The sequence below is a fragment of the Ruegeria sp. YTSA168 genome (assembly GCF_059610045.1).
Genome location: NZ_JBXWMW010000001.1, coordinates 90,118 through 102,623, shown reverse-complemented (window position 1 = coordinate 102,623; position 12,506 = coordinate 90,118). Strand labels below are relative to the sequence as shown.

Annotated in this window: 12 protein-coding genes and 1 pseudogene; 9 read left to right on the top strand and 4 right to left on the bottom strand. The window is 56.8% G+C overall.

Annotated elements, in window-relative coordinates:
- Positions 1-28 precede the first annotated feature (28 nt).
- From AC2FFE_RS00525 to AC2FFE_RS00500, 6 genes are read left to right on the top strand one after another with little or no spacing between them, the layout of a single operon-like run.
- The gene (locus AC2FFE_RS00525; protein WP_480549248.1) at positions 29-904 is read left to right on the top strand and encodes a branched-chain amino acid ABC transporter permease; all 876 of its coding nucleotides are present in this window, start codon (positions 29-31) and stop codon (positions 902-904) included.
- A gap of 3 nt (positions 905-907) precedes the next feature.
- Positions 908-2,005 carry a branched-chain amino acid ABC transporter permease gene (locus AC2FFE_RS00520; protein WP_496818401.1) on the top strand — a complete coding sequence of 366 codons (1,098 nt, stop codon included), beginning with the start codon at positions 908-910 and terminating at the stop codon, positions 2,003-2,005.
- Positions 2,002-2,766 (top strand): ABC transporter ATP-binding protein, encoded by a 765-nt coding sequence (locus AC2FFE_RS00515; protein WP_496845577.1) that lies wholly within the window; start codon positions 2,002-2,004, stop codon positions 2,764-2,766. Before AC2FFE_RS00520 ends, AC2FFE_RS00515 begins: the two co-directional genes overlap by 4 nt.
- Positions 2,763-3,536 (top strand): ABC transporter ATP-binding protein, encoded by a 774-nt coding sequence (locus AC2FFE_RS00510; protein ID WP_496818399.1) that lies wholly within the window; start codon positions 2,763-2,765, stop codon positions 3,534-3,536. The genes AC2FFE_RS00515 and AC2FFE_RS00510 overlap by 4 nt, the downstream gene beginning before the upstream one ends.
- A 5-nt stretch (positions 3,537-3,541) precedes the next feature.
- Positions 3,542-5,428, top strand: coding sequence for an AMP-dependent synthetase/ligase (locus AC2FFE_RS00505; RefSeq protein ID WP_496818398.1), 1,887 nt, complete (start codon positions 3,542-3,544; stop codon positions 5,426-5,428).
- A gap of 26 nt (positions 5,429-5,454) precedes the next feature.
- Complete coding sequence (locus AC2FFE_RS00500) at positions 5,455-6,615, top strand: ABC transporter substrate-binding protein (RefSeq protein ID WP_496845576.1); 1,161 nt, start codon at positions 5,455-5,457, stop codon at positions 6,613-6,615.
- A 69-nt stretch (positions 6,616-6,684) separates the two neighbouring features.
- Here AC2FFE_RS00500 and rpsI read toward each other — a convergent pair whose 3' ends face one another.
- The 3 genes from rpsI to AC2FFE_RS00485 all read right to left on the bottom strand — a co-directional run bounded on the left by rpsI (position 6,685) and on the right by AC2FFE_RS00485 (position 9,201).
- Complete coding sequence (gene rpsI, locus AC2FFE_RS00495; protein WP_496845575.1) at positions 6,685-7,170, bottom strand: 30S ribosomal protein S9; 486 nt, start codon at positions 7,168-7,170, stop codon at positions 6,685-6,687.
- 6 nt (positions 7,171-7,176) lie between these two features.
- On the bottom strand, positions 7,177-7,635 hold the full coding sequence (rplM, locus tag AC2FFE_RS00490) for a 50S ribosomal protein L13 (RefSeq protein ID WP_039536983.1): 459 nt from the start codon (positions 7,633-7,635) through the stop codon (positions 7,177-7,179).
- Between the two features lie 162 nt (positions 7,636-7,797).
- Positions 7,798-9,201, bottom strand: coding sequence for an aminotransferase-like domain-containing protein (locus AC2FFE_RS00485; protein WP_496845574.1), 1,404 nt, complete (start codon positions 9,199-9,201; stop codon positions 7,798-7,800).
- Between the two features lie 99 nt (positions 9,202-9,300).
- On the opposite strand from AC2FFE_RS00485, the gene AC2FFE_RS00480 reads away from it, so the two are divergent.
- Complete coding sequence (locus AC2FFE_RS00480) at positions 9,301-9,528, top strand: DUF1127 domain-containing protein (RefSeq protein WP_496845573.1); 228 nt, start codon at positions 9,301-9,303, stop codon at positions 9,526-9,528.
- A 62-nt stretch (positions 9,529-9,590) separates the two neighbouring features.
- Here AC2FFE_RS00480 and AC2FFE_RS00475 read toward each other — a convergent pair whose 3' ends face one another.
- On the bottom strand, positions 9,591-10,034 hold the full coding sequence (locus tag AC2FFE_RS00475) for a PaaI family thioesterase (protein ID WP_496818394.1): 444 nt from the start codon (positions 10,032-10,034) through the stop codon (positions 9,591-9,593).
- A 49-nt stretch (positions 10,035-10,083) separates the two neighbouring features.
- On the opposite strand from AC2FFE_RS00475, the pseudogene AC2FFE_RS00470 reads away from it, so the two are divergent.
- Positions 10,084-10,878: pseudogene (locus AC2FFE_RS00470) on the top strand (enoyl-CoA hydratase); the annotation flags it as partial.
- A 258-nt stretch (positions 10,879-11,136) separates the two neighbouring features.
- Positions 11,137-12,477: a methylenetetrahydrofolate--tRNA-(uracil(54)-C(5))-methyltransferase (FADH(2)-oxidizing) TrmFO gene (gene trmFO, locus AC2FFE_RS00465; RefSeq protein WP_496845572.1), complete on the top strand. Its 1,341-nt coding sequence runs from the start codon at positions 11,137-11,139 to the stop codon at positions 12,475-12,477.
- Positions 12,478-12,506 lie beyond the last annotated feature (29 nt).

The following is a 12,506-nucleotide window of genomic DNA, read 5'->3' as shown; positions in this document are numbered from 1 at the left end:
GCCGGATCACAGGCATGGGGAGGAAAGCTTGGATAACGCGCAGCTGCTGATCAGCGGGCTGGCGAACGGGTGTGTGTACGGCCTGATCGCGCTTGGTTTTGTTCTGATCTACAAGGCGACCGAAGCCGTAAATTTCGCCCAGGGCGATTTCATGATGTTGGGGGCCTTTGTCACCATTGGCCTGACGAATACCGAATATATGGGATTACCCTTCTGGATGGCGTTGCCAATCTCACTCGGGATCATGGGCGCGCTAGGGTATCTGCTGGATCGGCTGATCATCCGCCGCATGTTCGGGGAAAGCCAGACCGCCGTTGTGATCCTAACCATCGCCTTGGGCTTTGTGATCCGCTTTGTCGCGGGGCTGATCTGGGGGCATGAGCCTCATACCCTGCAAAATCCGCTGGCGGGGAAAGAGGTCCGCTTTGGCGGGCTTGTTCTGGGGATGGAGGATGTGGCCGTCATCGTCGTCACCATCCTGCTGACCTGGGGGCTTTACGTGTTTTTCAGCAAAACCAAGCTTGGGCTGGCGATGCAAGGTGCCTCGCAGAACCAGTTGGCGGCCTATTATATGGGCGTTCCGGTCAAGCGCGTGCAGGGTTTCATCTGGGCGCTTGCCGGGGTTGTCGCGGGGATCGCGGGCATTCTCTTTGCTGCCAAAGGATCGGTGGACCCGACCACCGGCCTGTTGGGGATCAAAGCCTTCGCCGCTGCCGTGATCGGCGGGTTCGGCAGCCTGCCCGGCGCTCTTGCGGGCGGGTTGATCGTAGGCGTGATAGAGCCCTTTGCCAGCCGCTATATCGCCGCCGGATACAGCCAGGTCGCCCCCTATGCGCTGCTGCTGGCCGTGCTGATTTTCCGACCCAATGGCCTGTTTAGCCAGGTTCGGGTCAAGAAAGTCTGAGCCATGCGTATCGTTTTCAAAACCGATTACATGCAGGATATCCGCCCTTGGAAAGACAGCTATCAGCTGAGCCTCTATCTGATCTTGCTTGTTGTCGTCGCAGCGGCCCCGTGGTGGCTAGACGACTTCTATCTTGGTGAGTTGACCAATGTTCTGATCTGGGCCATCGCTGGTTTGGGCCTGATGATCCTGACGGGGCATACCGGGCAGGTTAGCCTCGGCCACGCTGCGTTTCTGGCGTTTGGCTGCTATGCCAACGTGATACTGATCGAAGCGGGGGTGCCCTTTTTGATCGCGTTCCCGCTTGCCGGTGTGTTGACCGGAGTAGCCGGAGTCACCGTCGCCATCCCTGCCCTACGCTTGCATGGCATCTATCTGGCGATCTTCACCATGGCGCTGTCGATCCTGATGGATGACGTGATTGTTCTGAGCGAACCCTTAACCGGTGGTGTCGCGGGCAAATTCATCGGAGGCGTCGATATCTTTGGCTTGAGCGTCGATCGTTGGGGCACCCCCGCCCCGTTCTTCTGGCTGGTGCTTTGCGTCGCAGTTCTGGTCACGCTCGGCTACATCAACCTGCTGCGCGCGCCATTGGGGCGCAGCTTTATCGCGGTACGGGATTCAGAGGTTTCCGCGCAAGCCATGGGCGTTGATATCGCGCGCACCAAGATGATCTCATTTGCCTTATCTTGTGCTGTCACTGGTTGGGCCGGTGCGCTGATGGGTATGTTTTCCGGGGCGTTCAATAACGAAACCTTCTCGGTCCTGATTTCGATTCAGTTGTTGATGATGATCGTGATCGGCGGGTTGGGCTCGATCCATGGCGCGTTTCTGGGGGCCATCGTGATTGGCTTCCTGCCGCAATTCCTGTCGATTTCCAAGGAATATGTCGGCGCGATCTTTGGCGGTAGCACAGTCGCCATTCCGGGGCTGGAATTCGGCATCTTCGGCATGATCCTGATCGCCTTCATCCTGTTCGAACCCTTGGGCATGTATGGCCGCTGGCTGAAAATCCGTACATGGTTCGAGTTGTTCCCCTTCTACCGCAAGGACATGTTCAAACGGCAGAAATCCTATCTCAAGACGGAGCGTCTGAGATGAGCCTGCTTGAGTTTGAAAACGTCACCCTGAAATTCGGCGGTGTCACGGCGGTCGATAATCTTTCCTTCGAGGTTGAAGAAGGCGAAGTTTTTGCCATCGTCGGCCCCAATGGCGCGGGCAAGTCGACGGTATTCAACCTGATCTCACGCTTCTACGACCCTGTCGCAGGCTCGATCCGGTTTGACGATCATGATCTGTTGCGGGTCAAACCGTCGGGCGTGGCTGCATTTGGCGTGGCACGGACGTTCCAGAATATCGAACTGTTCGAACATGCAACGGTGCTTCACAACCTGCTGGTCGGTCGGCACCGGCATCGCAAAACCAACCTTCTGTCCGAGGTTTTGTTTCTGCCCTCTGCCAGCAGGCAAGAGCTGGAAAACCGCGAGAAAGCCGAACAGATCATCGATTTCCTCGATCTGCAAGCCTATCGCGACAAGATGATCTCGGGCCTGCCTTATGGGGTTCGCAAAGTGGTCGAGGTGGCCCGCGCGCTGGCCACCGATCCCAAGTTGTTACTGCTGGACGAACCCGCTTCGGGGCTGTCGGTTGAGGAAACCATCGACATGCGCTGGTGGATCGATGACATTCGGCGTCAGATGGGGATCACCGTTTTGATGGTCGAGCATGATATGGGGTTGGTTTCGGGCGTATCTGATCGCGTGTTGGCTATGGCCGACGGTGCCAAACTGGCCCTCGGCACTCCGGCTGAGGTACAATCCCACCCTGCCGTGGTCGAGGCTTATCTGGGAAAAGCCTCATGAGAGAGCCGATCCTGAAAATCCGCAATATCGAAAGCTTCTATGGCCCGATCATGGCCATTCGAGGCGTTTCGCTGGATGTGCATCCGGGTCAGATCGTGTCGATCCTGGGGGCCAATGGCGCGGGCAAGACCACGCTGATGAAAACGGTTTCGGGTGTCATGGACCCCGAAAAAGGCAAGATCACCTTTGACGGGCAGGATATTCAGGGATCCGAGCCGCATAAGGTCGTGCAACAGGGTATCGTGCATGTCCCCGAAGGACGCGAGGTGTTTCCCCTGCTGACGGTCAATGAAAACCTCAGCCTCGGGGCCTACACGGCCAAGGACAAGTCCCAGATCGAACGGGACCGAGAGATGGTGTTCAGCTACTTCCCGGTTCTCAAAGAGCGTCGCGGGCAAGAGGCCGGGACGCTGTCAGGTGGGCAGCAGCAAATGCTGGCGATCGGCCGGGGGCTGATGGCGAGCCCCAAGATCATGCTGCTCGACGAACCCTCGCTAGGTCTGTCACCGCTGCTGGTGCAGGAAATCTTTGGCATTCTGAAACGTCTGAACGAAGAACAGAACATGACAATGATGCTGGTCGAACAGAACGCTCACGCGGCGTTGGAACTGGCCCATCATGGTTATGTGATGGAGGTCGGGCGGATCGTGATGGACGGTGCGGCCGATAAGCTTTTGCAATCCGAGGACATCCAGAACTTCTATCTGGGCGTGCAGGAAGAAGGCGCACGTGAAAACCGCCGTTGGAAACGCAAAAAGACGTGGAGGTGACGCGGATGGACAGCACCCCCCTGCCCCCGCAGATCGACATCAATGGCGTTCAGTTTAACGCAACCGCTGGGCAGCGCCCCGTGCGGGTCGACGGTGCGGTCACGATTTCGGAGCTGTTCCAGAACCGCTGTGCAGATCTTGAAGAACGCACGGCGCATCGGGAAAAAGATCTTGGGATCTGGAGATCCTACTCCTGGGCCGACTATTGGCAGCACGCCAAGTGGATCGGGCTTGGCTTGCGTAAGTTAGGGCTTGAGCGCGGTCAGGTCGTCTCGATCCTCTCCGAGGACCGCAAGGAATGGGCCTGGTTCGACATGGGCATTCAATGCGTCGGCGGGATTTCATCCGGTATTTATACGACCGATGCAGCCAGTCAGGTGCAATATCTGATCACCGACAGTACCAGCCGCTTTCTGATTGTCGAAAACGAAGAGCAACTGGACAAGTTTCTTGAGATCAAAGACGCGGTTCCCGAGTTGCAAAAGGTCATTATCCTCGAAGATGAGGGCCTGCATGACCTCGACCACCCGCGCTGTATGATGATCGATCAGCTTTATGCCCTTGGCCAGCAGGCCGAGGCAGAGGAACCGGGCCGGTTCGAAGCAGAAATCGCCCAAGCCCGACCATCCGACACCGCCTTGCTGGTCTACACATCGGGGACCACCGGCCAGCCCAAGGGCGCGATGCTGAGCCATGAGAATATTCTGGCCGCCATGGAAAGCGGCGCGCGGGCGCTGCCTGCCAAGGCCAGCGATGAACAGCTGTGTTTCCTGCCGTTATGCCATATTCTGGAGCGTGATGTTTCAGTTTACTTCCCGCTAGCCTCCAAATGCACGGTAAACTTCGCGGAAAGCCCGGAAACGGTTTTTGCGAACCTGCAAGAGGTCTCACCCACCACGTTCACTGCTGTGCCGCGCGTGTGGGAGAAGATTTATGCTCAGGTTCAAATCATGTCACAGGACGCAACACCCTTAGGGCGGATTGCGTTTGGTCTGGCGGTTAAGGCCGGTCTGGCGCGGGCTGAGTACCTGAGCAAAGGGCAGCCTGTCCCGGCGGGTATCGCCGCCCAGTTTTGGGTTTGGGATCGTCTGGTTTTGCGCAACCTGCGGCGGATGCTGGGCATGGACAAAATGCGCCGAGGCGGATCTGGTGCGGCCCCAATCTCGCCTGAATTGTTGAAATGGTACTGGGCCATTGGTGTACCGCTGGTCGAAGGGTTCGGCATGACTGAAACCGCAGGTCTGGCATCACTGAACACCACCGATCAGAACCGTATAGGAACCATCGGACGCGCCGCCGAAGGTTGCGATATCCGGGTCTCGGACGAAGGCGAATTGCAGATCAAAGGTCTGAACATCTTTCAGGGCTATTGGCGCAACAACGCCAAGACGGCTGAAAGCTTCACCGATGATGGATGGCTGCGCACAGGCGATGTTGGAACGATTGACACGGATGGCTATGTCTCGATCACCGGTCGAATGAAGGACATCATCATCACGGCTGGTGGCAAGAACATCACCCCAGCCGAGATCGAAAGCCGGCTGAAGTTCAGCCACTACATCTCGGACGCCGTGATCGTTGGCGATCAGCGCAAGTTCCTGACTGCGCTCATCATGATCGATCAGGAGAATGTCGAGAAATTCGCGCAGGACCGGAAAATTCCCTTCTCGAACTTCGCTTCACTTTGTGCCGCACCCGAGATCAAAGAGCTGATCGGAGCCGAGGTCGCTTCGGTAAACGCGGATTTCGCCCGCGTCGAACAGGTCAAGGATTTCAGGCTGATCGACGTGTTGTTGACGGCCGAAGATGAAGAACTGACCGCGACGATGAAACTGAAACGCGGCGCAGTGGAAAAGAAACACGCACATCTGATTGAAGACATGTACACTTAACCAAAGCACGAAACGGGAGGAGAATTATGAGCAAGCTGATAAACCGGCTAACAGTTGTTGCGGCTTTGACAGCGTCGGCCACAATGGGCTGGGCACAAACGCAGGGTGTGACCGATGATGAGATCGTGATCGGCGCGGTCAATGACCTCAGCGGTATTTTCGCCGCCGTGGGTGTTCCGGCCACCAAAGGCGCGAATGTCGTCTTTGATCGGGTCAATGCAGCGGGCGGCGTGCATGGTCGCACGATCCGCTATGTGGTCGAGGACAACGGCTATCAGATGCCGCGCGCGATGCAGGGCTATAATAAGCTGCTGAACCGCGACAAGGTATTCGCAATGCTGCAATCGCTGGGCACGCCCATGAACCTGGCCGGATTCAAATTGCTGGATCCGAAAGGCATTCCCAACGTTGCCCCCCTAACCGCTGCACGGCAAATGCTGCAAGAGCCGGTCAGGAACAAGTTCACTTCGTTTTCAACCTATTACGACCAGGCGCGCGTTGGCGTGAAATACCTCGCGGGCGAGTTCGGATCGCAGGCTGTTTGCACCATGTATCTGCCTACCGATTTTGGTGAGGAAATCCTGGACGGTAGCAAATCGGGCGCGGAAGAGGCAGGTATCTCATTTGCTTCGGAAACCACGCACAAACCGGATGAAACGGATTTTGTTGGCTCGCTGAGCAAGCTTAAGGAAGATGGCTGTGATATCGTCACCATCGCGCTTGGGGTGCGTCAGGCGATTACCGTTGTGGGAACGGCCAAGAAGATGGGCCTGACGGATATGAAATTCCTAGGCACATCGGCCAGCTTCCTGACCGTTGTGGCGCAGGTTCCAGGTGGTGTAACCGATGGGTTCTACGCCGCTGCATCCTGGCAGGACCTATGGGCGCGCGCGGATGAGCCCGTCCCTGCCGCGTTTATCGAGGAATATAAGGCCGCCACAGGCGAAGACCCGGTCGGCTTTGCAATGCTGGGCTATTCTGCCGCTGAGATGATGGTCAAAGCGTTGGAAGCCGCCGGCCCCGACCTGACCCATGACAGCTTTATCGCCGCGATGGAAACGCTGGACTATACGGATGAGTTGGTCGGCAATCATATCTCGTACAGCGCGGACGATCATCAGGGCGCTGATACAGTCTTTGTGAACATGGTTGAGAACGGGGCCTGGAACCTCGTTTATGAGGAGTAGACCACTCAACCTCACAAAGCAAAAGGGCTCGCAGATGCGAGCCCTTTCCTTTTGGAATATTCGCAGCGATTAACGCTTCGAGAACTGGAACGAGCGACGCGCTTTGCGCTTACCGTATTTCTTACGTTCCACAACGCGGCTGTCGCGGGTCAGGAAGCCAGCGGCTTTCAGTGCGCCACGCAAGCTGGGATCGTACAACTGCAGCGCTTTGGAAATGCCGTGCTTGACCGCACCGGCCTGACCGGTCAGGCCACCACCTTTGACGGTTGCGACAACGTCGAATTCGCCTTCCACACCAGCAATCTGGAACGGCTGGCGCAGGATCAGCTGCAGGACCGGACGCGCGAAATACTTGTCCTGGTCTTTGCCGTTCACGGTGACCTTGCCGGAACCCGGCTTGATCCAAACGCGGGCTACAGCGTCTTTACGCTTGCCGGTGGCGTAGGAACGGCCCAGTTCGTCACGTACGGGTTCACGCACGATGACTTCTTCAGTCACGGTTTCAACGCCTGCGACGGCGCTCAGCTCTTCGAGAGTATTGATCTGATCAGCCATCGGTCATTAGCTCCGGGTGTTTTTCTTGTTCATGGACTTCACGTCCAGAACTTCGGGCGCTTGCGCCTCATGAGGATGCTCGGCACCGGCGTAAACGCGCAGATTGGTCATTTGCTGACGCGCCAGACGGTTGCCCGGCAGCATGCGCTTGACCGCCTGGGTCACGACGCGCTCGGGGTGTGCGCCTTCGAGGATCTGCTGCTTGGTGCGCGACTTGATGCCGCCCGGGTGGCCAGTGTGCCAGTAGAAGTTCTCTTCGCGCTTCTTGCCGGTCATCTGGATCTTGTCAGCGTTGATCACGATGACATTGTCGCCCATGTCCATGTTCGGAGTGAACGACGCTTTGTGCTTGCCACGCAGGCGCATGGCGACGATCGAGGCAAGACGGCCCAGAACAACACCCTCGGCGTCGATCAGGATCCATTTCTTGTCGATGTCTGCAGGTGTTGCAGAAAAGGTTTTCATGGCAGGATAGTCCTGTTTGATGTGAAAGACCGCCCTGGAACAGAGCGGCCCGAATTCGATGGATGGGGTTTAGACCTACACAACAACCGGGTCAATACGCACAAACAAGTTATTATCGTTCTATTTCAATATCTTATAAATTAGGTATCATTTTACCCCAACTTAAACGCTGATTTGTTCCGGCGGATTGTCCAGCAACGCACGCAGGCGCATCATCGCGTCTTCAAATCGCTGCAGCGAGACATGCCCGTTCATGGCAATGCGCACCGCGTTTGGTGCGCGACCGTCCCGAAGGGCGAATTCATCCGCAGAACGCAACTGTATCCCTTCCCTTTCAGCCGCACGGCTAAAGGCGGCAGCGCGCCAGCCCGATGGTAGGTTCAGCCAGACGAACGGAACATCGGGTGCCCAGTTCAGATCGAACCCGCCCAGAGCGTTTACCGTTATGTGAACATATTCAGTCATTTTGCTACGCACATTCTGCGCAATCTGGCGTGTTCGTGGATCAGACAGAAGCAAACGGGTCAACTCAGCCAGTGGCTGAGCCAATCCGAAATACCCGTATTCGGCAGACCGGCGCAGACCCACGCTGCGTTCTCTGGGCGCGATGGCAAAGCCGACCCGTAATGCAGGCGTTAGAATTTTTGAGATTGAAGACACATGCCAACCACGTTCGGGTGCGAGGGCGCGGAAGCTGGGTTCTTTGGCATCACCCATTCGATAGCAATCATCCTCAACGATCTGCACATCGAATTTCCGCGCTATCTCGACGATTTCTTTGCGCCTTTCCAAGGGGGTGTGCGTCGCGGTTGGGTTTTGAACCTCAGGTGATACGCACACCGCCTGCGCCGGGGTCTGGCGCAGAACATGCTCCATGGCTCCGGGATCAATGCCCCATTTATCCATCCGAATACCGACCACTTCGGCGCGCATCAATTCTCCTGCACGACGGAAACCGGCGTACGATAGGTCCTCGACCAGAACGACCGGTTTAGGGCCTTGCAGGATGGTCTGAAACACCAGACACAGCCCGTTCTGCCCCCCATGGGTCAGAACGATGTCATCATCGTTCAGCGGGCCCAGCGGAAGATCCGACAGCCAATCAACCACCGCCCGGCGCATGGGCTGATACGCATCGCGCGTGGGATAGTTCATGAACAACGCGGGATCGGACTGAGAGACTTTCTGCAAACATTCGCGGATCAACGACACCTGCCCCATATCCACCAGCCTGGGACTAAACAGGCTGACGTGGTTGGTGTTCTGCGCCTCGGCCAGATGTAATTGCCTGGACCAGACATCATCCAGAATCGGTGATTTCGGCGGGGCTACGAATGTACCACGTCCGACCTCGGCTTGTAGCAAACCCTCATCGGTGAGAATCGTATAGGCGCGCGCGACAGTGCCGGGTGTAATCTTCAATCGATACGCCAGTTCCCGCACCGGTGGTAGTTTGGCGCCGATATCTAAGGTTTTGCTATCAATAGCCTTTCGTATTGTATCAGCAACCAGAGTATACTTTGGCCCCTTGGATTTTGGCAGCGTGTTCGGCCAAATTGTATCCATTACAATTCTTCCTTTGCGTTTGACACAATCTCGAATGTATCAAATACATATATCGAACATCAATACTTTGTGTCAATACAATTGGAAAGGAATACTGAGATGACACGCACAATGCACAACCCCGCCCTCTTGCTGCTGAACGACAGCCCCCGGTTGCCGCTGATCGCCGCGCTGGCCGTGCGGTTTGCGGCGGCGGTCACTCAATGGGAACGCCGTCGTCGCAGTCGCATTAACCTGAGCTATCTGGATGACCGGCTTCTTGAGGATGTTGGTCTGACCCCAATGCAGGCCAAACGTGAAATAAGCCGCCATTTCTGGCAGCTCTGATTGATCCCCAGTCCCATTTTTTGGGACCTCTTCCTGGGCCGGGGTTTATCCCCGGCCGTTTTTTATCCAAACTTGGCCGCAGCCGACCCCGCCGGTGGTAGCGAATAGGTCATACTTGCGCGAGCAACGGGCTGATCTGACCCTTCTGAGTAGATCAGCACATCCCCAACAGCCAGGCTGCGCCCGAGTTTCAGCAACCGACATGTAGCAATCAGATCTTTGCCGCCTTCCGGTTTTCGCAGAAAATCCAGCGAACTGTTGGTTGTTACGGCAAGCGACTGGCGACCTTTGCGCGCCAGAACCATGGCGTAAACGCAGACATCTGCCAGCCCGAACATCGAAGGACCAGACACTGTGCCACCGGGGCGCAAGTGACGATCTGCCACAACAAGGCGCATGGTGATGCTATCCTCGTCCAGTGCCTCGACCACGAAGTCCTTATGGACCTGTGGGAACACCTCGGCAAGGTATTGTGACAGTTCGTCCTTGTTCAGCGCCAATCCCATGCTTCCCCTCCTGTATCTTGCACCCTAGAGTTGGCCCAACAGCCAGCAGGAGGGCAAGATGGCAATTTTGGAACGTAACGACACGGGCGCGGTCGCGCAGCTTCGATTGAATGCGCCGGATCGGTTGAACGCCCTGAGTGATGAGATGCTGGCGGCCCTGCAAGCCGAGTTCGACAAACTGCGCGAGGACAGATCGATCCGCGCCATTACCCTGTCGGGTGCGGGCAAAGCCTTCTGCGCCGGGCATGACCTGAAACAGATGACAGCAGGCCGGCAATCCGAGGATGGCGGCAAAGCTTATTTTCAGGATCTGTTCAATCGCTGTGCCAAGATGATGATGTCAATCCAGTCCCTGCCACAGCCCGTCGTTGCGCAAGTGCACGGCATTGCGACAGCGGCGGGATGTCAGTTGGTGGCGACCTGTGATCTGGCAGTTGCAGCCGAAGGCACCCGGTTTGGCGTGAATGGCGTGAATATCGGCCTGTTCTGTTCGACGCCTATGGTTGCACTCAGCCGCAATATTCCTAGAAAACTGGCCTTTGAGATGCTGACAACCGGTGATTTCATCACAGCAGAACGCGCAGCAGAACTAGGGTTGGTCAATCGCGTGGTCCCTGAAATGCTGCTGGAACATGAGACGATCTCGCTTGCAGAGCAGCTGGCCAGTAAGTTGGGAAGCGCTGTGAAAATCGGGAAAGAAGCGTTTTATCAACAGGTTCAGATGCCGCTGGATCAGGCTTATGCCTATACCGGAGAGATAATGGCGCAGAATATGCTGCATCGGGATACAGAAGAAGGCATTTCCGCCTTTATCGAGAAACGCCCCCCGAATTGGACCCAATAACGCAATTGTCAGGCACTTTTTTTGCCACTGTTTTCATTTTAGCACTTTTCAAAAGGGCAGCACTGTGGCAAAGCTGAGACGAGGCCGAGGCCTCATACATACTTTTGGGTCGCCGTGGGCGGAAGGTCCCTCCGAGCTGGTTTCTCTCACCAGCGTTGACATTCCCGCAGCGGCGACCCCAAGACCCCTCCTGAAAATCAGCGCTAAATACAGATGCGTGAGTTGCGTCTGCCTACCCCCTGCCCTATGTGGCAGCGCATGACACAAGTTTTGCATATCGTAGGCGGCGGCATGGCCGGGTCCGAGGCCGCATGGCAAGCCGCAGAGATGGGCGTGGATGTAGTCATCCATGAAATGCGCCCCACTATCGGCACGTTCGCACACCAGACTGGCAATCTGGCAGAGATGGTGTGTTCGAATTCATTCCGGTCCGACGATGATGAGCAGAATGCCGTTGGGTTGCTACATTGGGAAATGCGCGCGGCAAACGGTTTGATCATGACCACAGCCGATGCGCACCGCTTGCCCGCCGGTGGCGCGCTGGCCGTCGACCGCGATCCGTTTGCCGAGGATGTCACCGCCAAGCTGCGCGCCCACCCCCGTATAACCGTGACGGATGAAGAGGTAACATCCCTTCCCGATGACGGGCATTGGATCTTCGCCACCGGCCCCCTGACCTCTCCGGCTCTGGGTGAGGCGATCCGGGCCGAAACCAGCGCGGAATCGCTGGCCTTTTTTGATGCCATCGCACCCATCGTCTATGCAGACAGCATCGACATGAGTCAGGCCTGGATGCAGTCACGCTATGACAAGGGCGAAACGGAAGAGGAGCGGACGGCTTATCTGAACTGCCCTATGGACCGGGATCAGTATGAGGCGTTCATTGATGCCCTGCTGGCCGCCGACAAAACCGAATTCCACGAAGGCGAGACAGCCGGTTACTTCGACGGCTGCCTGCCGATCGAGGTCATGTCTGAACGCGGTCGCGAAACCCTGCGCCACGGTCCCATGAAGCCCGTTGGCCTGACCAATCCGCACCAACCGGACGTGAAACCTCATGCCGTGGTGCAATTGCGTCGCGACAATGCCTTGGGCACGCTGTTTAATATTGTGGGCTTCCAGACCAAGATGAAATACGGCGCACAAACCGAGGTGTTTCGCATGATCCCCGGCCTGGAAAACGCGAGCTTCGCGCGCTTGGGCGGTATCCATCGCAACACCTTTATCAACTCGCCCACTTTGCTGGACGCGCAGATGCGGTTGAAATCCAAACCGAATATCCGCTTTGCCGGTCAGATCACCGGGGTCGAGGGATATGTCGAAAGCGCCGCGATGGGTCTTTTGGCAGGGCGACTTGCGGCTGCCGAGATTCTGGGGCATGCGCTGCCCGAAGTGCCACAAGACAGCGCGATGGGCGCTTTGATCCACCACATCACTGGCGGAGCCGAGGCAAAGACCTTTCAACCGATGAATGTGAATTTCGGCCTGTTCCGCCCCGTCGATGGCCTGAAAGGTGGTCGTCGCGGGCGCAAGGACCGTTACAAAGCCTACACAGATCGTGCCAAAACGGAATGGAACAACTGGTTGGCTGCTTGCTGACTGGACGAAGCGTAAAGGTTCAGCCTACC

What these genes read in the sequence shown, in the direction of transcription:
- AC2FFE_RS00500 (WP_496845576.1), top strand. Translation starts at nt 5,455, where the DNA reads ATGAGCAAGCTGATAAACCGGCTAACAGTTGTTGCGGCTTTGACAGCG.
- AC2FFE_RS00520 (WP_496818401.1), top strand. Translation starts at nt 908, where the DNA reads ATGCGTATCGTTTTCAAAACCGATTACATGCAGGATATCCGCCCTTGG.
- rplM (WP_039536983.1), bottom strand. Translation starts at nt 7,635, where the DNA reads ATGAAAACCTTTTCTGCAACACCTGCAGACATCGACAAGAAATGGATC.
- AC2FFE_RS00475 (WP_496818394.1), bottom strand. Translation starts at nt 10,034, where the DNA reads ATGGGATTGGCGCTGAACAAGGACGAACTGTCACAATACCTTGCCGAG.
- AC2FFE_RS00480 (WP_496845573.1), top strand. Translation starts at nt 9,301, where the DNA reads ATGACACGCACAATGCACAACCCCGCCCTCTTGCTGCTGAACGACAGC.
- AC2FFE_RS00485 (WP_496845574.1), bottom strand. Translation starts at nt 9,201, where the DNA reads ATGGATACAATTTGGCCGAACACGCTGCCAAAATCCAAGGGGCCAAAG.
- AC2FFE_RS00505 (WP_496818398.1), top strand. Translation starts at nt 3,542, where the DNA reads ATGGACAGCACCCCCCTGCCCCCGCAGATCGACATCAATGGCGTTCAG.
- AC2FFE_RS00510 (WP_496818399.1), top strand. Translation starts at nt 2,763, where the DNA reads ATGAGAGAGCCGATCCTGAAAATCCGCAATATCGAAAGCTTCTATGGC.
- trmFO (WP_496845572.1), top strand. Translation starts at nt 11,137, where the DNA reads ATGACACAAGTTTTGCATATCGTAGGCGGCGGCATGGCCGGGTCCGAG.
- AC2FFE_RS00515 (WP_496845577.1), top strand. Translation starts at nt 2,002, where the DNA reads ATGAGCCTGCTTGAGTTTGAAAACGTCACCCTGAAATTCGGCGGTGTC.
- rpsI (WP_496845575.1), bottom strand. Translation starts at nt 7,170, where the DNA reads ATGGCTGATCAGATCAATACTCTCGAAGAGCTGAGCGCCGTCGCAGGC.